This window comes from Duganella sp. BJB476 (genome assembly GCF_003416895.1).
Taxonomy (GTDB): Bacteria; Pseudomonadota; Gammaproteobacteria; order Burkholderiales; family Burkholderiaceae_D; genus Rugamonas.
Map to the genome: position 1 here is coordinate 90936 of NZ_QVIO01000008.1, position 26896 is coordinate 117831.

The 26896-nt window shown below is 63.1% G+C and carries 28 protein-coding genes; 22 read left to right on the forward strand and 6 right to left on the reverse strand.

Annotation, left to right across the window (positions count from 1 at the left end):
* Positions 1–129 precede the first annotated feature (129 nt).
* From D0T21_RS26225 to D0T21_RS26255, 7 genes are all read left to right on the forward strand, one after another.
* Positions 130–330, forward strand: coding sequence for a hypothetical protein (locus tag D0T21_RS26225; protein WP_116992758.1), 201 nt, complete (start codon positions 130–132; stop codon positions 328–330).
* Complete coding sequence (locus D0T21_RS26230; protein WP_116992757.1) at positions 321–824, forward strand: PIN domain-containing protein; 504 nt, start codon at positions 321–323, stop codon at positions 822–824. The genes D0T21_RS26225 and D0T21_RS26230 overlap by 10 nt, the downstream gene beginning before the upstream one ends.
* Before the next feature lie 354 nt (positions 825–1178).
* Positions 1179–2270, forward strand: coding sequence for a redox-regulated ATPase YchF (gene ychF / locus D0T21_RS26235; RefSeq protein ID WP_116992756.1), 1092 nt, complete (start codon positions 1179–1181; stop codon positions 2268–2270).
* 157 nt (positions 2271–2427) lie between these two features.
* Positions 2428–2937, forward strand: coding sequence for an SgcJ/EcaC family oxidoreductase (locus tag D0T21_RS26240; RefSeq protein ID WP_116992755.1), 510 nt, complete (start codon positions 2428–2430; stop codon positions 2935–2937).
* 139 nt (positions 2938–3076) lie between these two features.
* The gene (locus D0T21_RS26245) at positions 3077–3805 is read left to right on the forward strand and encodes a Crp/Fnr family transcriptional regulator (protein ID WP_116992754.1); all 729 of its coding nucleotides are present in this window, start codon (positions 3077–3079) and stop codon (positions 3803–3805) included.
* Positions 3802–5520, forward strand: coding sequence for a hybrid sensor histidine kinase/response regulator (locus D0T21_RS26250; RefSeq protein ID WP_116992753.1), 1719 nt, complete (start codon positions 3802–3804; stop codon positions 5518–5520). Before D0T21_RS26245 ends, D0T21_RS26250 begins: the two co-directional genes overlap by 4 nt.
* Entirely contained in the window at positions 5517–6329 is an 813-nt protein-coding gene (locus D0T21_RS26255; protein ID WP_116992752.1) for a response regulator, read from the forward strand. Before D0T21_RS26250 ends, D0T21_RS26255 begins: the two co-directional genes overlap by 4 nt.
* A gap of 2 nt (positions 6330–6331) precedes the next feature.
* Here D0T21_RS26255 and D0T21_RS26260 read toward each other — a convergent pair whose 3' ends face one another.
* Complete coding sequence (locus D0T21_RS26260; RefSeq protein WP_116992751.1) at positions 6332–8152, reverse strand: M48 family metallopeptidase; 1821 nt, start codon at positions 8150–8152, stop codon at positions 6332–6334.
* A 108-nt stretch (positions 8153–8260) separates the two neighbouring features.
* Here D0T21_RS26260 and D0T21_RS26265 point away from each other — a divergent pair, with 108 nt between their 5' ends.
* The 4 genes from D0T21_RS26265 (at position 8261) to D0T21_RS26280 (ending at position 13009) form a co-directional block, all read left to right on the forward strand.
* Positions 8261–9064, forward strand: coding sequence for a transporter substrate-binding domain-containing protein (locus tag D0T21_RS26265; protein ID WP_158568054.1), 804 nt, complete (start codon positions 8261–8263; stop codon positions 9062–9064).
* A gap of 117 nt (positions 9065–9181) precedes the next feature.
* Positions 9182–10801: an NYN domain-containing protein gene (locus D0T21_RS26270; RefSeq protein WP_116992749.1), complete on the forward strand. Its 1620-nt coding sequence runs from the start codon at positions 9182–9184 to the stop codon at positions 10799–10801.
* A 91-nt stretch (positions 10802–10892) separates the two neighbouring features.
* Positions 10893–11744, forward strand: coding sequence for an MOSC domain-containing protein (locus D0T21_RS26275; protein WP_116992748.1), 852 nt, complete (start codon positions 10893–10895; stop codon positions 11742–11744).
* A gap of 80 nt (positions 11745–11824) precedes the next feature.
* Complete coding sequence (locus D0T21_RS26280; protein ID WP_116992747.1) at positions 11825–13009, forward strand: diguanylate cyclase; 1185 nt, start codon at positions 11825–11827, stop codon at positions 13007–13009.
* A gap of 76 nt (positions 13010–13085) precedes the next feature.
* On the opposite strand, the gene D0T21_RS26285 is transcribed toward D0T21_RS26280, so the two are convergent.
* Positions 13086–15068, reverse strand: coding sequence for a monovalent cation:proton antiporter family protein (locus D0T21_RS26285; protein ID WP_116992746.1), 1983 nt, complete (start codon positions 15066–15068; stop codon positions 13086–13088).
* 127 nt (positions 15069–15195) lie between these two features.
* Here D0T21_RS26285 and D0T21_RS26290 point away from each other — a divergent pair, with 127 nt between their 5' ends.
* From D0T21_RS26290 to D0T21_RS26340, 11 genes are all read left to right on the forward strand, one after another.
* Complete coding sequence (locus tag D0T21_RS26290) at positions 15196–16194, forward strand: SIS domain-containing protein (protein ID WP_116992745.1); 999 nt, start codon at positions 15196–15198, stop codon at positions 16192–16194.
* On the forward strand, positions 16194–16724 hold the full coding sequence (locus tag D0T21_RS26295; RefSeq protein WP_116992744.1) for an HAD family hydrolase: 531 nt from the start codon (positions 16194–16196) through the stop codon (positions 16722–16724). The genes D0T21_RS26290 and D0T21_RS26295 overlap by 1 nt, the downstream gene beginning before the upstream one ends.
* 12 nt (positions 16725–16736) lie before the next feature.
* Positions 16737–17330 (forward strand): LPS export ABC transporter periplasmic protein LptC, encoded by a 594-nt coding sequence (gene lptC, locus D0T21_RS26300; RefSeq protein WP_116992743.1) that lies wholly within the window; start codon positions 16737–16739, stop codon positions 17328–17330.
* Between the two features lie 10 nt (positions 17331–17340).
* Positions 17341–17946, forward strand: coding sequence for a lipopolysaccharide transport periplasmic protein LptA (gene lptA, locus D0T21_RS26305; protein WP_307720731.1), 606 nt, complete (start codon positions 17341–17343; stop codon positions 17944–17946).
* A gap of 2 nt (positions 17947–17948) precedes the next feature.
* The gene (gene lptB, locus D0T21_RS26310) at positions 17949–18701 is read left to right on the forward strand and encodes an LPS export ABC transporter ATP-binding protein (protein WP_116992742.1); all 753 of its coding nucleotides are present in this window, start codon (positions 17949–17951) and stop codon (positions 18699–18701) included.
* Positions 18702–18706: 5 nt separating this feature from the next.
* A complete protein-coding gene (locus D0T21_RS26315) occupies positions 18707–20185 on the forward strand; it encodes an RNA polymerase factor sigma-54 (RefSeq protein WP_116992741.1) in 1479 nt (492 codons plus the stop codon).
* Positions 20186–20262: 77 nt separating this feature from the next.
* The gene (gene hpf / locus D0T21_RS26320; RefSeq protein WP_026334892.1) at positions 20263–20622 is read left to right on the forward strand and encodes a ribosome hibernation-promoting factor, HPF/YfiA family; all 360 of its coding nucleotides are present in this window, start codon (positions 20263–20265) and stop codon (positions 20620–20622) included.
* 98 nt (positions 20623–20720) lie between these two features.
* Entirely contained in the window at positions 20721–21656 is a 936-nt protein-coding gene (locus D0T21_RS26325; RefSeq protein WP_116992740.1) for an alginate lyase family protein, read from the forward strand.
* 32 nt (positions 21657–21688) lie between these two features.
* Positions 21689–22774, forward strand: a complete 1086-nt coding sequence (locus D0T21_RS26330; protein WP_116992739.1) for an enoyl-CoA hydratase/isomerase family protein — start codon at positions 21689–21691, stop codon at positions 22772–22774.
* Between the two features lie 12 nt (positions 22775–22786).
* Positions 22787–23245 carry an Lrp/AsnC family transcriptional regulator gene (locus D0T21_RS26335; RefSeq protein WP_116992825.1) on the forward strand — a complete coding sequence of 153 codons (459 nt, stop codon included), beginning with the start codon at positions 22787–22789 and terminating at the stop codon, positions 23243–23245.
* Positions 23246–23341: 96 nt separating this feature from the next.
* Entirely contained in the window at positions 23342–23716 is a 375-nt protein-coding gene (locus D0T21_RS26340) for a VOC family protein (RefSeq protein ID WP_116992738.1), read from the forward strand.
* On the opposite strand, the gene D0T21_RS26345 is transcribed toward D0T21_RS26340, so the two are convergent.
* The 4 genes from D0T21_RS26345 to D0T21_RS26360 all read right to left on the reverse strand — a co-directional run bounded on the left by D0T21_RS26345 (position 23717) and on the right by D0T21_RS26360 (position 26645).
* A complete protein-coding gene (locus D0T21_RS26345; RefSeq protein ID WP_116992737.1) occupies positions 23717–24115 on the reverse strand; it encodes a VOC family protein in 399 nt (132 codons plus the stop codon).
* Between the two features lie 98 nt (positions 24116–24213).
* The gene (gene rapZ, locus D0T21_RS26350) at positions 24214–25077 is read right to left on the reverse strand and encodes an RNase adapter RapZ (protein ID WP_116992736.1); all 864 of its coding nucleotides are present in this window, start codon (positions 25075–25077) and stop codon (positions 24214–24216) included.
* Positions 25078–25160: 83 nt separating this feature from the next.
* Positions 25161–26096 (reverse strand): HPr(Ser) kinase/phosphatase, encoded by a 936-nt coding sequence (gene hprK, locus D0T21_RS26355; RefSeq protein WP_116992735.1) that lies wholly within the window; start codon positions 26094–26096, stop codon positions 25161–25163.
* A gap of 66 nt (positions 26097–26162) precedes the next feature.
* The gene (locus D0T21_RS26360; RefSeq protein WP_020704458.1) at positions 26163–26645 is read right to left on the reverse strand and encodes a PTS sugar transporter subunit IIA; all 483 of its coding nucleotides are present in this window, start codon (positions 26643–26645) and stop codon (positions 26163–26165) included.
* Positions 26646–26896: the final 251 nt, after the last annotated feature.

Consider the following 26896-nt stretch of genomic DNA (forward strand, 5'->3'; position numbering starts at 1 on the left):
GATTCGAGCACCAACGCGACTTTCGCAAGGAATGGGGGCGAGATGAGGAAATACTGATGAATTGCGACTCAATGACGATTCAAAGGGAATGCGCTACACTATTTGATATCAAAGATAGGGAGGTGCGCTATGACAGCCTTCATTCATCACGAAGACGACCAGTCGCTCGACGCGACGATAAAAGACACGCCAAAGGACAACGCGCTTGCTCAAGCACGCAAACGTCGCGTCGAGGCTTTGCGCCGCATCGCCGGCATCTGGGCGAATCGCACTGACATTCCCGCTGACGGCCTGACCTATCAAGTGGAGTTGAGGTCTGAATGGCGCTAGTCCTATTCGACACCAATATACTCATCGATGCTCTTAAGGGTTACACGCCTGCAATCGAGGAACTGGCATATTGGGACGAGCCTGCCATCAGCGTGATCACCTGGATGGAGGTCATGGCTGGCACCAGAGACGACTATGACGAAGTGCTGGGCTTCTTGAATTCCTTTGGGTTTGAGGTCATTCATACGAACGAAGCCATCATGATCGCTTCGATGGAGGTCCGCAGGATGAGCATCCAAATGAGGCACAAGGTAGCGCTTCCTGACGCCATCATCATGGGAACGGCTTTATCCTGCAGAGCTACCATCGTCACTCGCAACAAGAAGGATTTCTTTACTCCGAACGTTCGCATTCCTTACGAATTGACACCAATAGATCCAGTGGAGTTCATCAATGTCGATCCTCCACCTGGTCTCTCGTCTTCGTCAGAGCACCTGGGCGACGACTTCTTTGAGCTTTTCGCTAAAACCATTCTCGGCCCACCGCAAGGCTAAAATGAGGAACTGATCAACGATCAGACGGAGCCAGCGACCTGGGCTTTCCGTACCTGTTTTCCGTGCAATAAAGAAAATCCTTGCCCTATGGCCGACTCGCACGCACAGCCCTGACAAAATCCGATCACACAGAATTGCATCATTCCGCGCAGGATGCTTTTGGAGAAGGGTGTCGCTGAGGGTTACAATAGCCATATTCTTTGACAAAACTCGCACAAAATTCAGCGATCGCGCTGCAATTTTGGGAGTTTTGTTGTCATTTATGGTAGTGATGGTGGTTGACGTAAGAGTCTTGCCTGGCGTATTGCGCCACGATCTGCATCCGCCTAACTTATTGATAATTAAAGGTTTTTCATGAGTCTCCAATGCGGCATCGTCGGCCTGCCTAACGTCGGCAAGTCCACCCTCTTCAACGCCCTGACCAAGGCCGGCATTCCGGCCGAGAACTATCCGTTCTGCACCATCGAGCCTAACGTCGGCGTGGTCGAAGTGCCGGATCCGCGCATGGGCGCGCTGGCCGACATCGTCAAGCCGGAACGCATGGTCAACGCCATCGTCGAGTTCGTCGACATCGCCGGCCTGGTGGCTGGCGCGTCGCAGGGCGAGGGCCTGGGCAACCAGTTCCTGTCGCACATCCGCGAAACCGACGCCATCGTCAACGTCGTGCGCTGCTTCGAAGATGACAACGTGATCCACGTGGCCGGCAAGGTCAGCCCGCTGGACGACATCGAAGTGATCCAGACCGAGCTGGCGCTGGCCGACTTGGGCACCGTGGAAAAAGCCATCCACCGCGAAAACAAGAAAGCCCGTTCCGGCGACAAGGACGCGGCCAAGCTGCTGGCCATCATGGAGCGCATCGTGCCGCACCTAAACGAAGCCAAGCCAGTGCGCGCCATGGGCCTGGACGCCGACGAAATGGCCCTGATCAAGCAGCTGTGCCTGATCACCGCCAAGCCGGCCATGTACGTGGCCAACGTCTCCGACACCGGCTTCAAGAACAACCCGCTGCTGGACCAGCTGACCGCCTACGCCGCCACCCAGAACGCGCCTATCGTCGCCATCTGCGCGTCGATCGAAGCGGAAATCGCCGACCTGGACGACGCCGACAAGACCGCCTTCCTGAACGACATGGGCATGGAAGAGCCGGGCCTGGACCGTCTGATCCGCGCCGCCTACAAGCTGCTGGGCCTGCAAACCTACTTCACCGCCGGTGTGAAGGAAGTGCGCGCCTGGACCATCCACGTGGGCGACACCGCGCCGCAAGCGGCCGGCGTGATCCACACCGACTTCGAACGCGGCTTCATCCGCGCGCAAACCATCGCCTATGACGACTACATCCAGTACAAGGGTGAAGGCGGCGCCAAGGAAGCGGGCAAGATGCGCGCCGAGGGCAAGGAATATGTGGTCAAGGATGGCGACGTGTTGAACTTCCTGTTCAACGTCTGACGCGCTGTATTCTGAAGAAGCCCTGTCGATACAGGGCTTTTTTGTTTTTGGCAGGGAGCATCATGATTGTTGGCCGATTGAATCGTACTGGATCGGCGCAAAATCAGCGCTAGAATATCAACATGGCCTGATTTGCAACGACAGCAGGAGAGCATTGATGCGATTCCCACTTAAGCTTGCGTTACTCCTGACCTTTGCGGCGATGGACCTGTCGCCAGTTCAAGCGTCGCCTTCAGATGATGAGCTGGCGATCCAGCAAATCGAAAGTCGTTGGCAGGACGCCTGGAACCGCCACGATATGGAGGCGCTTTCCAGCCTCTTCACCGATGACGCCGATTTTGTTCAAGTCAATGGCCGGAGATGGATCGGACCGGCTGAGATCAAGAAAAACCATACGCTGGTCCATGAAATGATGTTCAAGGACAGCGTCTGGACCAACCTGAAATTGGATATACGGTTTCTCAAGCCGGACGTCGCCATCGCCCATCAAATGTGGGGGCTGCGCGGCGACAAGAATCCCGATGGCACGCCGCGCACGCCTCGCGAAGGCTTGTTTACCCAGGTATTTATCAAGCGCGGCGGTCATTGGTTGATTTCCGCTGCCCACAATACGAATATCGCTGTTGTCCCCGGAAGTCCCGTCGCGGGCTCCGCGCCGCCAAAATAAAATCGCAAAGAAATTCGCCCGCACGCCAGACTGGCGGCAAACCCGGCGTTTGCGCCCATCTGTGTTACTCTGTCTGACGGTCATCGTTTACCGTCCCCGCCCCCCCACCTAGTTGACGACTGGAACAAGGAATGTTTCCATGCGTCTCAACGACCCCAATCAGAACCACCTGCTGGCCGCGCTTTTAGACGCCGAGTTCTCCCGCCTGTCGCCGCACCTGGAACCGATCATGATGCGGCTGGGCGATGTGCTGTACGAATCCGGCGGCAAGCTCGATCACGTGTACTTCCCGACCTCGGCCATCGTCTCGCTGCACTATGTGCTGGAGAACGGCAGCTCGTCCGAGATCGCCGGCGTCGGCAACGAGGGCATCCTCGGCATCTCGCTGTTCATGGGCGGTAACACCACGCCCAGCCGCGCCGTGGTCCAGACCGCCGGTCATGGCTACCGCCTCAAGGCGCACATCCTGATGGAGGAGTTCAACCGCGCCGGGCCCGTCATGCGCCTGCTGCTGCGCTACACCCAGGCGCTGATCACCCAGATGTCGCAGACGGCGATCTGCAACCGCCATCACACGGTGGAACAGCAACTGTGCCGCTGGCTGCTGCTGACCTTGGACCGCCTGCCGACCAGCGAGCTGACCATGACCCAGGAACTGATCGCCAGCATGCTGGGCGTGCGGCGCGAAGGGGTGACGGTGGCGGCCGGGCGCTTGCAGGCCAACGGCTACATCAGCAACCGGCGCGGCCATATTTCCGTGCTGAACCGGGCCGGCCTGGAAGGCGACGTCTGCGAATGCTACGGCGTGGTCAAAAAAGAATTCGCGCGCCTGATGTCGGACGTGCACCAACGCCAGGGACTGAAATGAAACCGATCAAACTGCCAGAAAGCCCGCTGCTCAAGGCCGATGCGCTGCAACTGGCGATCCACAACAGCGCCAATTTCTCCAGCATCGCCACCGACGCCCAGGGCGTCATCCAGATCTTCAACGTCGGCGCCGAGCGCATGCTGGGCTATAGCGCCGCCGAAGTGGTGAACCAGATCACGCCGGCCGGCATCTCCGACGCGGAGGAAATCATCGCCCGCGCCGCCGAGCTCAGCATCGAAGCCGGCGTGACCATCCTGCCGGGTTTTGAAGCACTGGTGTTCAAGGCTTCGCGCGGCATCGAAGACATCTACGAGCTGACTTATATCCGCAAGGACGGCAGCCGTTTCCCCGCCATCGTATCGGTCAGCCCGCTGCGCGACGCCGAGGAAAAAGTCATCGGCTACCTGCTGCTGGGGACCGACAACACGGCCCGCAAGCAGGTCGCGCTGGAGCGAGCCCTGCTGGACCAGCGCCTGCGCGAGCAGCAGCTGGCCTTGCAGGAAACCAATGTGGAACTGGAGGCGGCGCGCGCGCTGGCCGAGACGGCCAACCGCGCCAAGTCTGAATTCCTGTCGGCCATGAGCCACGAACTGCGCACGCCGCTGAACGCCGTGCTGGGCTTTGCACAGCTGCTGGCGTCGGACAAGCCGCCACCCAGCGTCTCGCAGCAGCGCTCGCTGGATCAGATCCTCAAGGGCGGCTGGTACCTGCTGCAATTGATTAATGAAATCCTCGACCTGGCCATGATCGAATCGGGCAAGGTGACGATGTCGCAGGAGTCGATGGGCCTGTCCGAAGTGCTCAGGGATTGCCGGGCGCTGATAGGCCCGCAGGCGGAAAAGCGCGGCATCCATTTGTTCTTCGCCTCGCTGAGCGAACCCTTCTTCGTCCATGCGGACCGTACGCGCGTCAAGCAAGTGATGATCAACCTGCTGTCCAACGCCATCAAGTACAACCGGCGCGACGGCAAGGTGACGGTGGAGTGCGCGGCCGGCAGCGAAGGCATGGTGCGCATCAGCGTGACCGATACCGGGGCCGGCCTGAGCGACGAGCAGATGGCGCAGCTGTTCCAGCCTTTCAACCGGCTGGGCCAGGAAGACGGCGCGGAAGAGGGCACCGGCATCGGCCTGGTGGTGACCAAGCAGCTGACCGAGCTGATGGGCGGCGCCATCGGCGTACGCAGCGAGATCGGCATCGGCACCACCTTCTGGATCGAGCTGGCCGCCAGCAGCGAGCCGGTGCTGGAGATCGTCGCCTTCGACAGCTCGGCGCCGTTCGAGGGCTCGGACCACGCCGCGCTGAGAACGCTGCTGTACATCGAGGACAACCCGGCCAACCTGAGCCTGGTGGAGCAGCTGATCCTGCGCCGCAGCGATCTCAAGCTGCTGACCGCGATCGACGGCCACAGCGGCATCCAGCTGGCGCGCGCCTACCAGCCCGATGTGATTTTAATGGACATCAACCTGCCCGGCGTGAGCGGCTACGGCTGCCTGAAGATCTTGCAGGACGATGCCGCCACGGCGCACATTCCGGTGATGGCGCTGTCGGCCAACGCCATGCCGCGCGACATAGAAAAAGGGGTCGAGGCCGGCTTCTTCCGCTACCTGACCAAGCCGATCAACGTCGTCGAATTCATGGGCGCGCTGGACCTGGCGCTAGCATTTGCTGCCGAATACGGCAGTCTCCACACCAGTTCCCACGGAAGCGCATCATGATAGACCCCTCTGAAATACTGCGCGCCCAGATCCTGATCGTCGACGACCAGGAAGCGAACGTCATGCTGCTGGAGCAGATGCTGGCCAACGCCGGCTACACCAATGTCAGCAGCACGATGGACCCGTTCACCGTGTGCGATCTGCACCTGAAGCACCATTACGACCTGATCCTGCTGGACCTGCAAATGCCCGGCATGGACGGTTTTGCCGTGCTGGAAGCGCTCAAGCAGATCGAGCCGGACGGCTACGTGCCGGTGCTGGTGGTGACGGCGCAGCCGAACCACAAGCTGCGCGCGTTGCAGGCCGGCGCCAAGGATTTCGTCGGCAAGCCGTTCGAGCTGGTCGAGGTGGAAACGCGCATCCGCAACATGCTGGAAGTGCGCCTGCTGCATCGCAAGCTGCGCCGCTACAACGAGCAGCTGGAATCGACGGTGTTGGAACGCACGGCGCAATTGCGCGCCAGCGAGGCGCGCTTCCAGCGCTTCGCCGAACTGTCGACCGACTGGTACTGGGAGCAGGATGTCGACGGCCAGCTCACCAACTGGTCCGGTCCGGTGGCCGACATGGTGGGCATCGGCAGCAGCGATACCGGCGGCTGGGACGTGGCCGAGCACGCGTTGCTGCAATCGAATATCGCCGAGCGCAAGGCCTTCCTGGACTTCGTCTACAGCCGGACTATCGGTGGCGTGCTGCAATACCTGCAGGTGAGCGGCGAGCCCATGTTCGACGAGACCGGCCGCTTCATCGGCTATCGCGGCGTCGGCCGCGACGTGACGGCGATGGCCGGCATGTTCGCCAAGACGGAATAAACCTAGCCCGCCGAACGCGAGACCTTGTGGCGGTGCCAGTAGTGCCCCAGCACCGCTTTCACACGCTCGCGTTCGCCACGTATGCCTTTCAGCTTGACCTTGTCGTCGCTGCCGAAGTTGCGCTTGATGGTCAGCACGTCGCCCCCTATGCCATCCTTGTAGCGCAGGTCGCCGATCGCGTCCCAGGCGATGAACTGCCCGTCCTGCGGCAAGGTCAGGCCGTCGTAGCCGATCTGGAAGCGCTGGCCGCCGTTCAGCTCGAACACTTGCTGCGGGAAGTGGCGCAGCACGACGGCGCGCTCTTCGTCGTTGTGCGGCTGGTAGCGGTAGGCCAGGTCGCGCTCATGCTCGCTGGCGAAGCGGCCTTCATATACATTCCACAAACGCGTTTCGATCTCCTCCGCGCCGGCGATGTCGGCGACCCAGCTGCGCGCCACCGGCGCCACCACGATCGCGCCGAAGTCCTGCGGCGCGATGACGCAGCCGGCGTTGTCCATGCGCTCGTCCAGCTTGGGATGGCTGTCGAAAGGATGGGGCATGTCGGTATCGGCCATGTCGCCGGCGAACTCGTCGGAGTGCGCGAACGCCTCCAGCCCCTGCGCCACATGGGCGGCGATGCCCAGCGTTGCGCCATGTTGGGCATTGCGCTCGAACAGTTCACGCTCGATGCGGCCGCGATAGTTGCTGTAGGCGCTGACCTTGATCAGCGCGCGCACCAGCGCCGCGCCGGACACCAGGTCACGCGCGGCGCGGTCGGCCAGGAACTCGCGCTCGCGGCTGTCGCGCTTCAGGGCCAGCTCGTAGATGAAACGGTACAGGCTCAGCAGGTAGAACGCGATCACCGTCAGGCCGGCCGCGCCCATCATCGCGCGGTAGTAGTCGAACTGCGACAGCTTGGGGCCGAGCGCCGCGCTGCTGCTGGTGTCGCCGCCGCGCAGGTGGGCCAGTTCGTGCACCAGCACCGCGTCGGCCTCGTCCTGCGCCATCACGCGCAACAGCGGCAGGCTGACGAACAGCGTGCGTCCCGTCAGCTTGCGCCCTCCCACCGACAGTGCCGCCTCGGTGACGAAGAAGTTGTTGTCGATGCCGGCCACGATCTGTTCCGGCGGCGCCGTGCCCAGCGTGGCGGCCAGCGCGCGCACGCGGGCCCACAGTGCCGGCGCGGCGTCGGCCGCCAGCAGTTCGCCATCGACGCCGGTCTGTTCCGGCACGCGCTGGAACATATGCTTGAGCGAGGCGAACACGGCGCCCGCCGCCAGCAGGGCGACGATGCCGACCAGCTTGATCGAATAGAAGTGCAGGAAGTACGCGGTCAGCCAGAACGACATCCACACCAGCAGCGCGCTTTGCAGCGTCACCTCCAGCGCGCTGGCCAGCGCCATGATGCGCCAGCCCAGCACCAGGCTGGCATACTGCGCCGCGCGGTTGTAGAAGGCCAGCAGTCCCAGTCCCGCCGCCGTCAGCAGCAACACCGCGCCGGCCACCAGCAAGCCGACGGCGGCCAGCTGCGCCCAATAGAATTGCCACTCTTCCGACAGCGGCTCGCAGACGCCGTGGCGATAGTCGGCCCGTTCCGGCGCGGCGTCGCCGCAGACGGACGAGGGCGGATGCTCGCGGTAGTAGGTCAGCAGCGCGCCCTTGTCCAGCGTGGCGTCGGCGGACTGTGTGAGCTTTTGCTGCACGGCCTCGATGAAGTTGGCGTCCTGCGCGCCCAGCACGTAGTGGGCGAACGCCAGCACGATCAGCGGTACGGCGAACAAGGCGAGCGCTGCCCGGCCGAGGGCTTTCAGCAGATCGCGTTTGATGATATCCAGTGAACGCACGATGGCTCCGTCTCGTTTAAAAAAATCGAGCGGCTATGGTAATGCACCGGCAGGCCCGCGAAATACGCACATTGTCACCCCCGCCGCCATGCTGTTAGTATGCCTTGCATGACAAAAACAAAGACATGGGGACTGCTCGCCGGCCTGGCGCTGCTGCTGCATGGGCGCCTTGCGCCGGCGGCCGAGAGCGTGCCCTTGTATGTTTATTATTCCGATCCCACCTTCGCCGCCGGCGCGCCCGGCAGCCTGACCGACAAGATGGCCGCCTGGCTGACGCAGCGCTCCAACGGCCGCTACCAGTTCGTCGCCACCCAGCTGCCGCGCCGCCGGCTCGAGCTGATGATGGAACAGCCCCATTGGCCGGGCGTGGTGGCCTGGGCCAACCCGCGCTGGTTTGCCGCCGCCGGCGCGCGCCAGGGCTGGAGCCGCTACTACATGGTCGACGCCAACCTGGTGGCCTCGCTGCGCAGCGCGCCGCTGGAGTACGTGGACGACAGCTCGCTGTACGGCCAGAACATCGGCACCGTGCAGGGCTACACCTATAAAAACCTGGAACCGCTGGTCAAGGACGGCAAACTGGTCCGCGACGATGCCGACACCGAGCTGCGCAACCTGCTCAAGCTGCAGCAGCACCGGGTGCCGGTGGCGTTTTTGCAAGCCAGTTCGCTGCCGCGCTTCCACCGGCAGTTCGCCGACCTCGATCGCTGGCTGTACCTGTCGGCGCGGCCGCGCACGGTGTTCGAACGGGCCTTTTTCACCGCGCCGAACCAGCCTGAACTGCTGGATTTCCTCAACCGGCAGGCCGACGCGCTGCTCGCCGACCAGCCGTGGCAGGACGCTTTCGGCACCTGCAAGCTGGTGTTGCCGCGCCAGTCCGGCGCCACCGATGCGCAACGCAAGCTGTGCCGCTAGTTGTCGTGTTCGTCGCGCGTGCGGCTTTGTTGGGTATAATCGCCGGATTGCCTGTTCGCCGGACCGCAACGTCTGCCTTCCGCGCCCGTCTCACCCTTCACTAGAAAAATACTCTTCATGGCATCTTCCAACGATAACGTCAGCATGGCGCTGTTCTGCGATTTTGAAAACGTGGCGCTCGGTGTGCGCGACGCCAACTACGACAAGTTCGACATCAAGCCGGTGCTGGAACGTCTGCTGCTCAAGGGCAGCATCGTGGTCAAGAAGGCGTATTGCGACTGGGACCGCTACAAGGGCTTCAAGGCGCCGATGCACGAGGCTAACTTCGAGCTGATCGAAATCCCGCACGTGCGCCAGTCCGGCAAGAACTCGGCCGACATCCGCATGGTCGTCGATGCGCTCGACTTGTGCTACACCAAGTCGCACGTCGACACCTTCGTCATCATTTCCGGCGACTCCGATTTTTCGCCGCTGGTGTCCAAGCTGCGCGAGAACGCCAAGAAGGTGATCGGCGTCGGCGTCAAGCAGTCGACCTCGGACCTGCTGGTGGCTAACTGCGACGAATTCATCTTCTACGACGACCTGGTGCGCGAAAGCCGCCGCGCCAAGCGCGAAGCCGGCCCGGAGGCCAAGCCGGCCGTCAAGCGTTCGCCGGAAGAGGAGCGCGTGCGCCGCGAAGAGATGGACAAGCGCCGCAACCAGGCGGTGGAAATCGCCGCCAATACCTTCGAGGCGCTGGTCTCCGAGCGTGGCGACAGCGGCAAGATCTGGGCCTCCGTGCTGAAGGAAGCGATCAAGCGCCGCAAGCCGGACTTCAGCGAGTCCTACTATGGCTTCCGCACCTTCGGCAACCTGATCGAGGAATGCAAGGCGCGCGGTTTGCTGGAATTCGGTCGTGACGAAAAATCCGGCGCTTATGTGTATCGCGGCACCGGCGTGGCGACGCCGGGCGAGTCGTCGGTTGACGGCGCGCCGGCCGAGGCACAGGACGGCGGCAAGCAGGAATCGCGCCGCAGCCGTGGCCGTGGCCGCACCGCCGCCGAGCGCTTTGCCGAACGCCAGGCCGAGCGCCAGGCGCAGCAAGCCCGCGCGGCAGGACAAACCAATGGCGACGAGGACGACGCCGAGCAGCCAGCGCCAAGCTACGTCGAGCCGGAACAACTGGCCGGCCAGCCGGAAGCGCCGGAGGCATTGGAAGCACCAGCCGCCGCAGCGGCCAGCGACTCCGAGCGCGGCCGTGGCCGTGGTCGTGGCAATCGCGGCGGACGCAAGCAGGGCGAGCGTCAGGGCCAGCAGGAGGCTGTAGCGGCCGCCGAGGCGCCGGTAGTGGCGCAAGCTGTGGTCGAAGCACCGGTCGCCGTCAGCGCGCCGGTGGTGGCCGACGAGGCGCCAGCCAAGAAAAAGGGCGGCCCGAAACCGCCAGCGCGCAAGCTGAAAGAGGCTGCCAAGCCGAAGGCCGACGCTGTGGCGCCTGCCAAGGGTGGCAAGAACGCGAAGAACGTCCGCGGCGCCAAGGGCGTGGCAACGGCCAACGACGAACAGTCGGCGGCGGCAGCCCCAGCCCCAGCCCCAGCGCCGGTTGAAGCGCCTGCGCCGGCACCGGTCGCATCGGCCGAGTCCGACGCCAAGCCAGCCGCCAAGCCTGCCAAGGCCAAGGCGGCCGCCAAGCCAGCCCGCAAGCCGGCCGCACCGCGCACGCCGCGTCCCGCCAAGGCAGCGGCCAAAGCCGAGGAGTAATCCCGGACGGGGAAGGGCGGGCCGCCAGCGGCCCGCCGCTGCTGCTCGTATAATGGCAATGTTTTCATCTGCCTAACGACTGGTGCCGAGCATGCCCATCCTCTCCGAAATCACGCTGTACCCGATCAAATCCTGCGGCGGTATCTCCTTGCAGGAAGCCACGCTGACCGTCACCGGCCTGATGACCGCGCAGATCTACGACCGCGAATGGATGGTGGTCGACGGCGCCGGCGTTTGCCTGACCCAGCGCGAACACCCGCGCATGGCGTTGATCACTCCCAACATCAAGGGCAGCACGCTGGAACTGCGCGCGCCCGGCATGCTGCGCCTGGAAATTCCGCTCGACCTGCCCGATCCCGATCAGGCGCCCACCCTCACCACCCAAGTCTGGGACGACACCGTGCTGGCCTATGACTGCGACGACCTGACCGCCGAATGGTTCAGCCAGGCGATCGGCGTGCCGTGCCGGCTGGCGCGCTTCCACGCCAAGGCCGAACGCGCCGTCAGCCAGAACTGGACCAACGGCGTCGCCGCCACCACCATGTTCTCGGACGGCTACCCGATGCTGGTGGCCGGCGCCGCCTCGCTGGACGACCTGAACGACAAGCTGCGCAAAGCCGGCCGCGACGCCATCCCGATGAACCGCTTCCGTCCCAACCTGGTCGTGGCCGGCATCGAAGCCTTCGAAGAGGACTACGTCGAAACGTTCCAACTGGGCGATGCGCTGCTGAAACCGGTCAAACCCTGTTCGCGTTGCCCTATGCCATCGGTCAACCAGGCGACCGGGGAGTTCGGTCCCGATCCGCTGGACCTGATGCAAGGCTACCGCGCCAAGCCGGAGCTGGACGGCGCCCTGTGCTTCGGCATGAACAGCATCCTGATCGCCGGAGAGGGCCAGCACGTGCGGGTTGGGCAGGAAATCGTCGTTACCTTGGCGTTTTAACGCAGCTAGCCATTCCCAAGTGCTAAAACTTGGCGTAATGTGGCATCTGGCATGAAACAAGCTGATGAGTAAGGGCAAATATGACGCAAACTGCAACCGGCAAGTTCTCGCCGCCAACTGACCACGCCGCGCGCGCGGTGGATCTGGCGGCCGAAAACCAGGCCCTGCGTGCGCGCATGGCTTACCTGCTGGAGCAGGCCGAGCGCAACCATTCGATCATGACCCGCCACCAGGCCTTCGACCTGGACATCGTCAGCGCCGCCAATTTTCCCGAACTGATAGGCACCATCTTCCGCGTGTTGCCGGTGATCTCCGAACTCGACAGCGTGACCCTGACGCTGATCGACGAAGACGCCGACATCCGCACCGTCATGGCCAAGCTGGACGTGGTGTTTGAAGACTTCCCCGAACTGATCTTCGTTGAAACGCTCGACGGCCTGGGTTTCGACCTCGGCCAGCGCAACGCCTACACGCCGACGCCCAAGCCGCTGCTGGGCATGTACGACGCGCAGCGTCATGCGAGGCCGTTCCCGCAGCCGCCGGCCGGTCTGCAAAGCGTGGCGCTGGTGCCGCTGCTGCGCAACAAGCGCATCATCGGCAGCCTGAACCTGGGCAGCTGCGACCCGACCCGTTTCACGCCCAGCCTGGGCACGGATTTCATCGAGCACATGGCGTCGATCATCGCCATCTGCCTGGAAAACGTCATCAGTAACGAGATGCTCAAGTACATCGGCCTGACCGATTCGCTGACCGGTGTCTACAACCGGCGCTATATCGACCGGCGTTTGCTGGAAGAGATCGCGCGCGCGCGGCGCCAGCAGTATCCGATCTCGTTCATGTACATTGACATCGACCACTTCAAGCGCGTCAATGACACCGTCGGCCACGGCGGCGGCGACGATGTGCTGCGCGAAGTGGCCAACCGCATCAAGAACGAGCTGCGCACCTCGGACGCGCTGGCGCGTTTCGGCGGCGAGGAATTCGTCGTGCTGCTGATCGACGCCAACCTCGACAGCGCCGCCTTCGTGGCCGAGCGCATCCGCGCCAGCGTGGCCGGCAGCATGATTGCGCTGTCGCAGGAATTGCAGTTGTCGGTGACGGTATCGATTGGCGTGGCCTGCCTGAATGCGGGCGAAGCCGAAGGCGACCCGGCGGTCGTCGCACGCGCCTGGGTGGCGCATGCGGACAGCTTGCTGTACGTCGCCAAGGAAACCGGCCGCAACCGCGTAGTCAGCCGCGATCCAGAACCCCGGGGTCAAGTCTGACATTCGGACACGAGCTCTGCCGTAGGCACGCGCTACGGCAGAGCTCGTGTCCGAATGTCAGACTTGACCCCGATGTTTAACGCAGCAGGCGCTGCTCGGCGCGGTTGACGGCTTCGGCTGTACCGCGCAATACCACCACATCGCCCGCTTCCAGCACGATGTCCGGCGTCACGTCCAGCCGGCCCTTGCCGCGGCGGATGCTGCTCACTTCGGCGCCCGCGCCGGCCACGTCGATCTCGCTCAAGGCCTTGCCCACGCTGACCGCGCTGCCGCTAAGCGTGACCGAGTGCAAACGCTCCAGATCGGCCTCCTCGCCGGCGTCGCTGGCGCCGTGGAAGTAGCCGCGCAGCGAGGCGTAGCGTTCTTCGCGCGCCGTCTGCACCCGGTGCACCACGCGCCGCAAGGGCACGCCCAGCATCACCAGCGCGTGCGAGGCCAGCATCAGGCTGCCCTCCATCAGTTCCGGCACCACTTCCGCCGCGCCTGCCGCTTTCAATCGGTCGAGGTCGGTGTCGTCGTGGGAGCGCACGATCACCGGCAGGGCCGGCGCCAGTTCGTGCACCAGGTGCAGCACCTTCAACGCCGACGCCGTGCTGGCGTAGGTGATCACCACCGCGCTGGCGCGGTAGATGCCGGCGGCTACCAGGCTCTCGCGCCGCGCCGCGTCGCCATAGGAAACGTGACGGCCGGCGGTCTGCGCCTCCTGCACCCGTTCCGGATCCAGGTCCAGCGCGTGGTAGTCGATATTTTCTTCGCCCAGCAAGGTCGCCAGGCTTTGCCCGCTGCGGCCGAAGCCGCACACGATCACGTGTTTGTTGGTGGACATGGTGCGGCTGGCGATCTTGGTCAGCGCCAGCGACTGCATCATCCACTCGTTGCTCGACACCTTCATGACGATCTGGTCCGACTTGGAGATGATGAACGGCGCCACCAGCATCGACAGCACCATCGACGCCAGCACCACCTGGATGATGAACGGATCCATCAGATGACTGCCGCCCGCCAGGTTCAACAGCACGAAGCCGAACTCGCCCGCCTGCGCCAGCGCCAGGCCGGTGCGCATCGACACGCCGTCCGAGGCGCCGAACAGCTTGGCCAGGCCGGCGATCAGCGCGAACTTCATCAACACCGGTCCCGCCAGCAGCACCAGCACCAGCCACCAGTGCGCCATCACCATTTGCACATTGAGCAGCATGCCGATGGTGATGAAGAACAGTCCCAGCAGCACGTCGCGGAAGGGCTTGATGTCCTCTTCCACCTGATGCTTGTACTCGGTCTCGGAAATCAGCATGCCGGCCACGAAGGCGCCCAGCGCGAGCGACAGGCCGGCGCGCTCGGTGATCCAGGCTGCGCCCAGCGTGATCAGCAGCAGGTTCAGCATGAACAGTTCCTGCGAGCGCCGCTTGACCACCACGGTGAACCAGCCGCGCACCAGCTTCTGGCCGAAGAACAGCAGCAGCGCCAGCACGATCACGGCCTTGACGCCGGCCCAGGCCAGCGTCTCGACCAGCGCGTCCGGCCGCTGGCCCAGCGACGGAATCAGGATCAGCAGCGGCACCACGGCCAGATCCTGGAACAGCAGGATGCCGATGATCTTGCGGCCGTGCTCGCTCTCCAGTTCCAGCCGTTCCGTCAGCATTTTTGACACGATGGCGGTCGACGACATGGCCAGCGCGCCGCCCAGCGCGAACGAGGCTTGCCAGCTGATATGGATGCCCGAGGGCAGTTGCGTGGCGATGGCCCAGCCGAACACCATGGTGGCGGCGATGGTCAGCACCACCTGCGCCATGCCCAGCCCGAACACGATGCCGCGCATGGCCATTAATTTGGGGAGGGAGAATTCCAGCCCGATGGAGAACATCAGGAATACCACGCCGAATTCGGCCAGCGAGTGGAAGGCCTCGCTCGACTCGGCCAGCCCCAGCGCGTGGGGGCCGATCAGGATGCCGACCGCCAGGTAGCCCAGCATCGGCGGCAAATGCATCATGCGGAAAGCGACGACGCCCAGCACCGCGCTCCCCAGCAACAACAATGTTAATTCCAAAGGTGAAAACGTCATATCAACATAGCCAGTAAATATAATTTCGTTGTTTGTGGGCCGGCGGGGGCGTTATGTTGTGACTGGCAAGTTTTTTGCTTTCTCAATTCGGCTATACTTGGGCATGAGTGTAACCCATGAAAAAACAATGCTGAAAGCTTTTGACGCAAATATGGCCGCGCATGCGTTGCGGCTGGCCCGCGACACCCTGCAGAACGAAGCAGAGGCGATCGCCGCCCTGAACGCCCGCCTGGACGCTGACGACAGCGTGGTGCAGGCCATCGAATTGCTGCTGAACTGCAAGGGCCGCGTTGTCGTGTCCGGCATCGGCAAGTCCGGCCATATCGGCCGCAAGATCGCCGCCACCCTGGCCTCGACCGGCACCCCGGCCTTGTTCGTGCACCCGGCCGAAGCGGCCCACGGCGACCTCGGCATGGTCACCGCCGACGATGCCTTTATTGCAATCTCGTATTCCGGCGAAAGCGCCGAGCTGATGACCATCCTGCCGGTGGTCAAGCGCATGGGCAGCAAGGTCATCGCCATGACCGGCAAGCCGGGCTCCAGCCTGGCCGAGATCGCCGACGTGCACCTGAACGTGGCCGTGGCCAAGGAAGCCTGCCCGATGAACCTGGCGCCGACCACCTCGACCACCGTCACGCTGGCGCTGGGCGACGCCATCGCCGTCGCGCTGCTGGACCTGCGCGGCTTCAAGGAAGAGGATTTCGCCCGCTCCCATCCGGGCGGCGCGCTGGGCCGCCGCCTGCTGACCCACGTGCGCGACGTCATGCGCAGCGGCGACGCGGTGCCGAAAGTCACCGCCGACGTCAAGCTGACCGACGCGCTGCTGGAAATCACGCAAAAGGGCATGGGCATGACCGCCGTGGTCGACGCCGACGACAAGCCGATCGGCGTGTTCACCGACGGCGACCTGCGCCGCATGATCGAGAAAGTCCAGGACTTCACCAAGGTCGTGATCCGCGACGTGATGCACGCCAACCCGCGCAGCATTTCGCCGGAAAAACTGGCGGTCGACGCCGTGGCCGTGATGGAACAGTTCCGCATCAACCAGATGCTGGTGACCGACGCCGACGGCAAGCTGGTCGGCGCGCTGCACATCCACGACCTGACCCGCGCCAAGGTGATCTGATGACGGATTTGACTTATGTGGAACGCGCCGCGCGCGTCAAGCTGATGATCTTCGACGTCGACGGCGTGCTGACCGACGGCAGCCTGCACTATGGCGCCGAGGGCGAGGCGCTGAAGACCTTCAACGTGCACGACGGCCTGGGCATCAAGCTGCTGCAGGAATCCGGCGTGCAGACCGCCATCATCAGCGCGCGCACTTCGCCGCAAGTGATCAAGCGCGCGGCCGACCTCGGCATCGTCCACCTGCACCAGGGCGGCCACGACAAGCTGACCCCGTTCAAGGCGCTGCTGGAAAAGACCGGCCTCACCGCCGACCAGGTCGGCTTCATCGGCGACGACGTGGTCGACCTGCCGATCTTGACGCGCGTCGGTTTCGCCGTCGCCGTGCCGAACGGCCGCGCCGAAGTGCTGGAACGCGCCCACCACACCACGGTGGCCGCCGGCGGCCGCGGCGCGGTGCGCGAAGTGTGCGAACTGCTGCTGCACGCGCAGGGCACGTACGAGCGCGTGATGGCGCAATTCCTGGTGTGACGGGGACCTGGCATGCGTAAAAAAACAGCCCATCGCTGGCAGCTGACCGTCATCATGCTGGTCGGCGTGTTTGTCGCCGTCGGCAGCTTCTGGCTGGTGCAGGTGGTCAACCAGGCCGGCCAGCAAGAGCGGACCGACCAGCATCGCAACGAGCCGGACTACATCATCGACCGCTTCAGCATGGTACGCATGAACAAGGCCGGCCAGCCGGCCTATATCGTTTCCGGCGACAAGCTGACCCACCGGCCGATCGACGACTCGTCCGACATCGACAAGCCGCATGTGCAAAGCCTGTCCGGCGACCAGCCGCCGATGAATATCCACGCCGACACCGCCCATGTCGATCAGGGCAATACGCGCGTCAAACTCAATGGTAATGTGGACGTGGTGCGTCCGGCCTCGCCCAAGGCGCAGGCCATGCGCATGACGGCCCCGACGCTGACCGTGTTCCCGGACGAGCAACGGATGGAAACCGACGCCCCGGTCGAACTGCACCTGGGCACCACCGTCGCCAACGGCAACGGCATGAAGGCCAACAACGCGACGCTGCAAGTGCAACTGGGCGGACGCGGAACGATTACGATGCCGCCGCACGCGGCAAAATGAGGAAATGAAAATGAAAGACATGGTAATGAAACGCGTGATCCTGCCGGCGGCGCTGCTGCTGGCCGTCGTCGCGGCGATCGCCCCGGCGCGCGCCGAAAAGGCCGACTCCAGCAAGCCGACCCAGATCTCCTTCGATCAGGCCGACGCCGACGACGTCAAGCAGATCAAGACTTTCCTCGGCAACGTCGTGCTGACGCGCGGCACGCTGCTGATGAAATCGCCCAAGGCGGTGGTGACCGAAGATCCGCAGGGCTACCAGTACGTGGTGCTGACCGGCGGCGCCGGCGTGCAGGCCACCTTCCGCCAGAAGCTCGACGGCGCCGGCGACCAATGGGTCGAAGGCCAGGCCGACCGTATCGAATACGACAACAAGACCGAGCTGGTCAAGCTGTTCGCCAAGGCCCAGGTCAAGCGCCTGGAAGGTAACAAGCCGAGCAGCCAGGTCGACAGCGAATTCATTTCCTACGACAGCCGCAAGGAAGTGTTCGAGGTCAAGAACACCCCCACCGGCGACAGCAAGCCGGGCGGCGGACGCGGCACCATGGTGCTGCAGCCGTCGAGCAAGCTGGCGGTGCCGGCCGCAACGCCGGCGCCTGTGCCGACGCCGGGGAAATAAGCATGGAATCTTCCTGCGGTAGCACCCTGATCGTCAAAGGCCTGCAAAAGACTTACGGCAAGCGCCAGGTCGTGCATGACGTGTCCCTGCAAGTCGAATGCGGCGAAGTGGTGGGCCTGCTCGGTCCCAACGGCGCCGGCAAGACCACCTCGTTCTACATGATCGTCGGCCTGGTGCCGTCAGACGCCGGCAGCATCGATATCAGCGGCACCGACATCTCCTCGCTGCCGATCCACCGCCGCGCCTCGCTCGGCTTGTCCTACCTGCCACAGGAAGCGTCGGTGTTCCGCAAGCTGACGGTGGAAGAAAATATCCGCGCCGTCCTCGAAATCCAGAAAGTGGACGGCAAGCCTTTATCCAAGGCTGCCATTGATGAACGGCTCAATACCCTGCTGGCCGATTTGCAGATCGAAAAGCTGCGCGAGAACCAGGCGCTGTCGCTGTCCGGCGGCGAGCGCCGCCGCGTGGAGATCGCGCGCGCACTGGCGACCAACCCGCGCTTCGTGCTGCTCGACGAACCATTCGCCGGGGTCGACCCGATCGCCGTGATTGAGATCCAGCGCATCGTGCGCTTCCTCAAGGAACGCGGCATCGGCGTCCTCATTACCGATCACAATGTGCGCGAGACGCTGGGCATCTGCGACCGCGCATATATCATCAACCAGGGCACGGTATTGGCTTCAGGCCGGCCAGACGACATCATCGCCAACGAATCGGTGCGTCGCGTGTATCTGGGTGAACACTTCCGTATGTAAAACCCATGAAACAGTCTTTGCAACTGCGCACGTCGCAGCACCTCGCGCTGACACCGCAATTGCAGCAGTCGATCCGGCTGCTGCAACTGTCGACGCTGGAGCTGCACCAGGAACTGGAACAGCTGCTGACCGATAATCCGCTGCTGGAGCGCCTCGACGACCCGCTGGACCGCTCGCTGCGGCTGCTGTCGGACGGCGCCATCAGCCAGCAAGCCCCGGTCGGCGACGCGCCGCCGGAAGGCCCGCCCAACGCGCAAGAGGCGCCGGCCGCCGACGCCGACAACTACGACGGCCCGGCCGCCGACACCGAGAGCACCAGCAGCGACGCCGACGTCGACTGGAGCGACGCCGGCCGCAGCAAGGCGCCCGACGACGAGGACTCGCGTCCTCAGCTGGAGGCCAGCCACTGCACGCTGCGCGAGCACCTGATGGAGCAGATGCGGGTGACGGTGCTGGAGATGCGTGACCGCGCGCTGGTCGAGTTGATCATCGACGCGCTGGACGAAAACGGCTACCTCGAAGAATCGCTGGAAGAAATCCTGGCGCGCCTGCCGGAAGAGCTGGAACTGGAGCTCGACGAATTGCAGACCGCCTTGTCGATGCTGCAAAGCTTCGATCCGATGGGGGTGGGCGCGCGCAACGCGTCCGAATGCCTGGCGCTGCAAATCAAGCGCCTGCCGGCGATTCCGATGGTGACGCGGCGCATGGCGCTGGCGATTGTTGAAAATCATTTGACCTGGTTTGCCCAGCGCGATTTCAATAAATTGAAGAAGGCGCTGCTGTGCGACGACGAAGATTTGCGCGAAGCACAAACCGTCATCCGCCAGTGCAATCCGCATCCGGGTTCGGCGTTCGCATCGGACGTGTCGGACTACGTGGTGCCGGACGTGATCGTCAAAAAAGCGCGCAACGGCTGGCAAGTGAGCCTGAACAACGACGTCATGCCGCGCCTGCGCGTGAACGCCATGTACGCCAACCTGCTCAAGCAGGGAAAAGGCGAGGGCGCGATGGGCGCGCAGCTGCAGGAAGCGAAGTGGCTGATCAAGAATATGCGCCAGCGTTTCGACACGATTTTGCGCGTTGCACAAGCGATAGTAGAACGACAAAAGAACTTTTTCTCCCATGGCGCGGTTGCCATGCGCCCCCTTGTGCTTCGCGAAATTGCTGATACACTGGGACTACACGAGAGCACTATTTCTCGGGTAACAACTCAAAAATATATGCTGACCCCGCATGGCATGTTTGAGTTGAAATATTTCTTTGGTAGCCATGTCGCCACCGAAGCGGGGGGGGAAGCAAGTTCGACGGCGATACGTGCACTCATCGTGCAATTGACAGGAGCAGAAGACCCGAAAAATCCTTTATCCGACAGTAAGATTGCGGACATGCTGGGAGAACAAGGCATGGTGATTGCGCGACGCACTGTTGCTAAATATCGCGAAGCGTTGAAGATCCCGCCAGTCAGTCTCCGTAAATCTTTGTAGTTACTTGGTTCCTGCGCGCCCGGCAGTAATGGGCTCCGCACTAACCGTAAGAAGCGACATTATCTTTAGGAGTGTGTATGAATCTCACCATCAGTGGACATCATCTCGAAGTGACCTCGGCCATCCGTGAATACGTGCAGAACAAGCTGGAACGCGTCACCCGCCACTTTGATCAAGTGATTGATATTGCTGTCATCCTGACTGTAGATAACCTCAAAGAGAAAGAGAAACGCCAGAAGGCTGAAATTAACCTGCGCATGTCGGGCAAGACCGTCTACGTGGAAAGCCTGTCGCAAGACCTGTACGCCGCCATCGATACCTTGATCGACAAGCTGGATCGGCAGGTCATGAAATACAAAGCCAAGGTCCAAGAGCACGGCCACGATGCGATCAAGCATCTCCCGGATAGCTACGAACCCGCTGCCGCCGCCCTATAACAACGGCCTCGGCACCATCAAACTAAGGGCGCAGAGGCGCCCTTTTTTGCGCCTAAATGGTTTAGAGTAAACGTTTTCCTAATTTGGACGGGAGTGGCATGAAACGAGCTAAACTATTTACAGCATGGCTGCTGGCGCTGGCCTTTCCGGCCGCTATGGCGTGCACCACGCCGCCGCCGGCCGTGATCGACATCGACGCCAACGGTTATTACTCGGATGCGCATCACTCCGTCATCGATCCGGTGCTGCGGGCGCGCAATATCGCCAACACCAAGCCGATCGACGACTTCCTGGCCGAGGTGGCGAAGAACGCCAGCCAGGGCAGCGCCTCCTGCGCGCTGGGCTGGCTGGAGAGCTGGGCCGGACAGCGGGCCTTGCTGGGCAAGCTGTCCAGCGAACAGGCCTGGTACGTGCGCAAGTGGACTTTGGGTGGCATGGCGCTGAGCTACGCCCGCGTCAAGCAGGCCGCCACCCCGGCGCAGCAGCAAGCTATCGAAGCCTGGTTCAAGATGCTGGTCGACGCCACCATGGCGCATTCCGACGCGCACAAGGGCACGCGCAACAACCACTACTACTGGGAAGGCCTGGCGGTGACGGCGGTGGGCGGCGTCACGCATGACGAGCGCTACCTGGCCTGGGGCCGCAAGGTGTTCGAGCATGCGATGGGGCAGGTGGCGGCGGACGGTTCGCTGCCGGCGGAAATGGAGCGCGCGGCCAAGGCTTTGCACTACCACGTGTTCGCGGCCGTGCCGCTGGTGATGAGCGCGTCCATCCTGGACCTGCATTCCGCCAAGCTGGACCAGCTGATGCGGTTCACGCTGGCCGCCGCGCAAGACCCGTCGGCGATGGAGAAGGCCACCGGCTTTGCGCAGGAGCGGGCCAATGCCAGCGAGATGTCGTTCGCCATCCTCTACGCACGGCACGAGGGCAGGGCGGAGCTGATGCCGGCCAAGGCCAACTTCCAGCCGCGCCTGGGCGGCGACCTCAATCTGGCCAATCCGCTGGAGCATCTGGCGCCCGGCAAGTCGCAGTAGAATAGGGTTTTCTCAACCACCCTAAGCACCTCATGAGCGAATACGTCCACACCAGCGTCAGCAACGGAACCGGCTTCATCACACTGGACCGGCCCAAGGCCTTGAACTCTTTGTCGCTGGCGATGGTGCGCGATATCACGCAGGCGCTGATGGCGTGGCGCGACGACAGCGGCGTGGCCGCCGTCGTCATCCGCAGCAGCAGCGAAAAGGCCTTCTGCGCCGGCGGCGACATCCGCTTCTTCTACGACGCCGGCCGCGCCACGCCGCAGGGCGGCAGCGCGCTGGTGGAGGATTTCTTCACCGAGGAATATGCGCTCAATCACCTGATCCATTTTTATCCGAAGCCGTACATCGCGTTGATAGATGGCGTGGTCATGGGCGGCGGCATGGGCGTGGCGCAGGGCGGTCCTGACTGCCGCGTGCGCATCGTCACCGAGCGGACCAGGATGGCCATGCCGGAAGTGAACATCGGCCTGTTCCCGGACGTGGGCGGCAGCTATTTCCTGGCGCGCGCGCCGGGCAAGCTGGGCTGCTATCTGGGCGTCACCGGCGTCACCATCGGCGCCGCCGATGCACTGCATGCGGGACTGGCCGATCACTTTGTTCCGGGCAGCGAAATGGCGGCGCTGTCGGCGCTGCTTGAGGCGACGCCGGGTGCGGAACTGGCCGAGGCCATTGCCGCCTTCGCGGCGCCGTTCAAGGCCGCGGCGGGCGACAGCAAGCTGGCGGCCGAGCGCGCCGCCATCGACCGCCACTTCGGCGCCGGCTCGGTGCCTGCCATCATTGCCTCGCTGAAGACGGACGACAGCGCCTTCGCGCAAAAGACGCTGCAAGTGATGGCCACCCGCTCGCCGCTGATGATGTGCGTGACGCACGAGCTGGTGCAGCGTGGCGCCGCATTGGACGTGGCCGACTGCCTGCGCATGGAGCGCACGCTGGTGCGCCACAACTTCGAAGACGGCGAAGTGATCGAAGGCGTGCGCGCGCTGGTCATCGACAAGGACAACGCGCCGCAATGGAAGCCTGCGTCATTGGAAGAAGTCAGCGAGGCCATGGTGCAGCGTTTCTTCCAGCCGGTGTGGCCGGACTACGCCCACCCGCTGCGCCACCTGGACTAAACGCCGATGGCCGTGGAACTGGACCGACTCGATATCCAGATACTGAACCTGCTGCAGGAGGACGCCACCATCCCGCTGCGGCGCATCGCCGAGCAGGTGCATGCGTCCGCCGCCACCTGCCAGCGCCGCATCGCGCAGTTGCGCGCCAGCGGCGTGCTGGTCAAGGAGGTGGCGCTGGTGGACCGCGTGCGCGTCGGCCGTCCGCTGACCGCGTTCGTCACGGTACAGCTGGAGCAGCAGAATACCTCGCTGCTGAAAATGTTCGAATCGCTGATGCGCGAAGAATCCGACGTCATGGCTTGCTACGAAGTAGCGGGGGAATTCGACTTCATGCTGGTGGTGACGGCGGTGTCGATGGAGGCGTTCCAGGCTTTCACGCGGCGCGTGTTCACGTCGAATAACAACGTCAGCAACTACAAGAGCTTGCTGGCCATGAACTGCGCCAAGTTCGAGACCAAAGTGCCGTTGTGAAGATCGAGTAATTCTTGCATCGGGACGGGCAAGTATGCAATTTTGTCTCATGGCCGCTCAGTATGATGGGCCTTCCAACTTCAGGAGGACCGCATCATGATCGACCACGTTTCCATCGGCACGCGCGCACTGCCGCGCGCCACGGATTTCTACACCGCCTGCTTCGCGCCGCTGGGTTATACCTTGCAGCACAGCGACGCCACCCAGGTGATTTACGGCGCCGACGGCGTCTGGAGTTTTTGCCTCTACCCATCGGCGGCCGAGGGCGCGTTGGCAGGCGATCGCACCCATGTGGCTGTCTCCGCGCCCAGCCAGCAGGCGGCCAGGGAGTTCTTCGATGCCGCGATGGGCCAGGGCGCGACCGTGCTGCGCGAGCCCGGCTTGCGGCCGGACATCAACGAGCGCTACTTCGGCACCATGATCAAGGACCCCGACGGCCATACCATCGAAGTGGTGCACTGGAGCCGCTGATCAGGCTTCCGGCGCCGACCAGACCAGGTTCCACAGGTGGCCGTCGATATCCTCGAAGCCCTGGTCATACATGAAGCCATGGTCTTCTGGTGGATGCGGTATGCGGCCGCCGGCGGCAAGGGCCTTGGCGATCAGGCTGTCCACTTCTTCACGGCTTTCGCAACTCAGGCAAATGACGACTTCATTGGCTTCCCTGGCGTTCGCGAGAGGCTTGTCGATCAGGGACTTGAAGAAGGGTTCGGTCGTCAGCATGGCCTGAATGGCGCCGTCGACGATGTTCATGAACGCCGCGTTTTCTCCGCTGAATCGGGGATCGAAGCTAAAGCCGAGAGCGGAAAAGAAGGCCCTGGATTTGTCCAGGTCTTTCACGGGCAGGTTGAGGATGATCTGTTTGTTCATAGCGCTTCCTTGGTTAAGGTGGAATGGACTATCGGTGCTTCATCCCTACGACGGGTGACGACACACAGAATCGACATGCTGGCGAAAAAATTTTTCCTCTATGCCTGCTCGCGGTGGCGCAGGATGACACGTTCGGACTGCTGGAAGTAGGCCGCCAGCTGCTCGGCCATGTAGACCGAGCGGTGCTGGCCGCCGGTGCAGCCCACCGCCACCGTCAGGTAGCTGCGGTTGTCGGTCTTGAAGGACGGCAGCCATTTCTCGATGAAGACGCGGATGTCGTTCATCAAGTCCAGCGCGCTCGGCTGGGCGTTGAGGAAGTCGATCACCGGCGCGTCGCGGCCGGTCAGCGGGCGCAAGGTCAGGTCGTAGTAGGGATTCGGCAGCGCCCGCACGTCGAACACGAAGTCGGCGTCCAGCGGCACGCCCAGCTTGAAGGCGAACGATTCGAAGAACAGGATCAGCGGCGCCCGCTCGATCGCCACCAGGTCCTTGACCCAGGCGCGCAGCTTGTTGGCGCTCAGTTCCGAGGTGTCGATCACATGGCCCAGCTGCTCGATGGCCGACAGCCGCTCGCGCTCTTCCGAAATGCATTCGATCAGCGTGCGGCGCGCCGACGGATTCTGGCCCGGCCGCAATTCGTGCGACAGCGGATGGCTGCGCCGCGTTTCCGAGAAGCGCGCCACCAGCGAGTGGGTATTCGCGGTCAGGAACATGACCTTGATGTCGTGGCCTTGGTCGCGCAGCCGTTCGACGGCGGCCGGCAGCGTGGCCAGCGATTCGGCGCTGCGCGCATCGACCGCCACGGCAAGCGCCTGCAGGCCTTCGGCAACCAGCGTGTCCACCAGGCTGGAGAGCAGGGCCGGCGGCAGATTGTCGACGCAATAGTGTCCCGTGTCTTCCAGGACGTTCAGGGCCACGGACTTGCCGGAGCCGGAAATACCAGTAATGAGTACGATGCGCATAGGCCCCGATGATACCGCAGGCCGAGCTTACTTGCCCATAATGACCATGTTTAGTTTTCGCAACGATGTGGAAAAATACACGCTTAGTCGCCGCTCATGGCCTGTCTCTGTCTTTCCATAAACTCTTGCAAGGTATCGATGCCGCGCAGTTGCAGGATGGTATTGCGTACCGCGGCTTCCAGCAGCACCGCGATGTTGCGGCCGGCCGCCACCGGGATCACCACCTTGCGGATCGGCAGGCCCAGCACGTCCTCGGTCGGGAACTGGAACGGCAGGCGCTCGACTTCCTCGTCGGCCGCGCCGCGCCGCACCAGGTGCACGATCAGCTTCAAACGCATCTTGCGGCGCACGGCGGTCTCGCCGAAGATGGCCTTGATGTCCAGCAGCCCCAGCCCGCGCACTTCCAGCAGGTTCTGCAGCAGCGCCGGGCAGCGGCCCTCGATCATGTTCGGCGCGATGCGCGAGAACTCCACCGCGTCATCGGCCACCAGACCGTGCGAACGCGAAATCAGTTCCAGGCCCAGCTCGCTTTTGCCCAGGCCGGAATCGCCGGTAATCAGTACGCCCACGCCCAGCACGTCCATGAACACGCCGTGCATGATGATGCGCTGCGCCAGCTTTTTCGACAGGTAGACGCGCAGGAAGTCGATCACTTGCGCGGCCGGCAGCGGCGTGGAGAACAGCGGAATGTTTTTCTCGTCGCAGATGGCGAGGATGTCGGGCGGCGTTTCCAGCCCCTGCGCGATGATCAGCGCCGGCGGGCCGCCGGCGATCAGCTCGCCGATGACGTGGGAGCGCGTCAGCGACTTCAGGCGCTGGTAGTAGTTGATTTCCTGGTGCCCGAAGACCTGGATGCGGCCCGGGTGGATGGTGTTCAGGTGGCCGACCTGGTCGGCGGCCGAGGCGACGTCGCCGGAGATCAGGCGTTCGCCGCCGGGGAAGCCGGCGAACCAGCCTAGCTGCAAACTTTCGCGATTGTCGTCGTAGAGGCGTTGTATCGTCAGCGGAGTTTGCAGCATGGGTCGTCTTTACATGAGGATGAACTGGAGCCTAGTTTAACCTATTGTCTGACGACCAAGAAAATCTCAACCCGCAGCTTGCAAGCTAGGCATCCAGTTGATGATGCGCGAGTGCACCGATTTCGGATCCGCATCCGTGCTCAGCGCGGTGCGGAAGGCGTCGTCGGAGAACATCTCGGCGATCTCGGACAGGATCTCCAGGTGCTGCTGGGTGACGTGGTCCGGGATCAGCAGGAAAAACAGCAGATTGACCGGCTTGCCGTCGGGCGACTCGAACGGGATCGGCTCGGCCAGGCGCACGAAGGCCGCCAGCGGCGATTTCAGGCTTTTCATGCCCTTGATGCGGCCATGCGGAACGGCGACGCCATGGCCCAGTCCGGTCGAACCCAGGCGCTCGCGCGCGAACAGGTTGTCCGACACGGTGGAGCGGGCGATACCGCAGTTGTTCTCGAAGATCAGGCCGGCTTGCTCGAAAGCGCGCTTCTTGCTGGAGACTTCCAGATCCAGCAGCACGTTTTCCAGTGAGAGTATTTTGCTAAGGTTATTCATAACGCGACATAGAATGTTGCAACGCACAAAGGTGGCATGCGAGCAGAATTATAGGCTTGTTTCTGCGCCATGTAACATGAAATCGCTCGCGCCCGTTGTTACGCTAGTGTCGGCCAGCCGGCGCGCGGGCTGGATTGATATGCATCAAAGAAAGGAATCGCTATTTCTGAATAGAAATCACGGAAAACGCCGGTTTTTCGCCAGGGTCTGGGGCGAATTTCCGATTATTTGCGCGTTTTCAGGCCGGTGGG

Excerpts from the sequence above, each read along its gene's own strand:
- D0T21_RS26225 (WP_116992758.1), top strand. The coding sequence starts at position 130 with ATGACAGCCTTCATTCATCACGAAGACGACCAGTCGCTCGACGCGACG.
- D0T21_RS26230 (WP_116992757.1), top strand. The coding sequence starts at position 321 with ATGGCGCTAGTCCTATTCGACACCAATATACTCATCGATGCTCTTAAG.
- ychF (WP_116992756.1), top strand. The coding sequence starts at position 1,179 with ATGAGTCTCCAATGCGGCATCGTCGGCCTGCCTAACGTCGGCAAGTCC.
- D0T21_RS26240 (WP_116992755.1), top strand. The coding sequence starts at position 2,428 with ATGCGATTCCCACTTAAGCTTGCGTTACTCCTGACCTTTGCGGCGATG.
- D0T21_RS26245 (WP_116992754.1), top strand. The coding sequence starts at position 3,077 with ATGCGTCTCAACGACCCCAATCAGAACCACCTGCTGGCCGCGCTTTTA.
- D0T21_RS26250 (WP_116992753.1), top strand. The coding sequence starts at position 3,802 with ATGAAACCGATCAAACTGCCAGAAAGCCCGCTGCTCAAGGCCGATGCG.
- D0T21_RS26255 (WP_116992752.1), top strand. The coding sequence starts at position 5,517 with ATGATAGACCCCTCTGAAATACTGCGCGCCCAGATCCTGATCGTCGAC.
- D0T21_RS26265 (WP_158568054.1), top strand. The coding sequence starts at position 8,261 with ATGACAAAAACAAAGACATGGGGACTGCTCGCCGGCCTGGCGCTGCTG.
- D0T21_RS26270 (WP_116992749.1), top strand. The coding sequence starts at position 9,182 with ATGGCATCTTCCAACGATAACGTCAGCATGGCGCTGTTCTGCGATTTT.
- D0T21_RS26275 (WP_116992748.1), top strand. The coding sequence starts at position 10,893 with ATGCCCATCCTCTCCGAAATCACGCTGTACCCGATCAAATCCTGCGGC.
- D0T21_RS26280 (WP_116992747.1), top strand. The coding sequence starts at position 11,825 with ATGACGCAAACTGCAACCGGCAAGTTCTCGCCGCCAACTGACCACGCC.
- D0T21_RS26285 (WP_116992746.1), bottom strand. The coding sequence starts at position 15,068 with ATGACGTTTTCACCTTTGGAATTAACATTGTTGTTGCTGGGGAGCGCG.
- D0T21_RS26290 (WP_116992745.1), top strand. The coding sequence starts at position 15,196 with ATGCTGAAAGCTTTTGACGCAAATATGGCCGCGCATGCGTTGCGGCTG.
- D0T21_RS26295 (WP_116992744.1), top strand. The coding sequence starts at position 16,194 with ATGACGGATTTGACTTATGTGGAACGCGCCGCGCGCGTCAAGCTGATG.
- lptC (WP_116992743.1), top strand. The coding sequence starts at position 16,737 with ATGCGTAAAAAAACAGCCCATCGCTGGCAGCTGACCGTCATCATGCTG.
- lptA (WP_307720731.1), top strand. The coding sequence starts at position 17,341 with ATGAAAGACATGGTAATGAAACGCGTGATCCTGCCGGCGGCGCTGCTG.
- lptB (WP_116992742.1), top strand. The coding sequence starts at position 17,949 with ATGGAATCTTCCTGCGGTAGCACCCTGATCGTCAAAGGCCTGCAAAAG.
- D0T21_RS26315 (WP_116992741.1), top strand. The coding sequence starts at position 18,707 with ATGAAACAGTCTTTGCAACTGCGCACGTCGCAGCACCTCGCGCTGACA.
- hpf (WP_026334892.1), top strand. The coding sequence starts at position 20,263 with ATGAATCTCACCATCAGTGGACATCATCTCGAAGTGACCTCGGCCATC.
- D0T21_RS26325 (WP_116992740.1), top strand. The coding sequence starts at position 20,721 with ATGAAACGAGCTAAACTATTTACAGCATGGCTGCTGGCGCTGGCCTTT.
- D0T21_RS26330 (WP_116992739.1), top strand. The coding sequence starts at position 21,689 with ATGAGCGAATACGTCCACACCAGCGTCAGCAACGGAACCGGCTTCATC.
- D0T21_RS26340 (WP_116992738.1), top strand. The coding sequence starts at position 23,342 with ATGATCGACCACGTTTCCATCGGCACGCGCGCACTGCCGCGCGCCACG.
- D0T21_RS26345 (WP_116992737.1), bottom strand. The coding sequence starts at position 24,115 with ATGAACAAACAGATCATCCTCAACCTGCCCGTGAAAGACCTGGACAAA.
- rapZ (WP_116992736.1), bottom strand. The coding sequence starts at position 25,077 with ATGCGCATCGTACTCATTACTGGTATTTCCGGCTCCGGCAAGTCCGTG.
- hprK (WP_116992735.1), bottom strand. The coding sequence starts at position 26,096 with ATGCTGCAAACTCCGCTGACGATACAACGCCTCTACGACGACAATCGC.
- D0T21_RS26360 (WP_020704458.1), bottom strand. The coding sequence starts at position 26,645 with ATGAATAACCTTAGCAAAATACTCTCACTGGAAAACGTGCTGCTGGAT.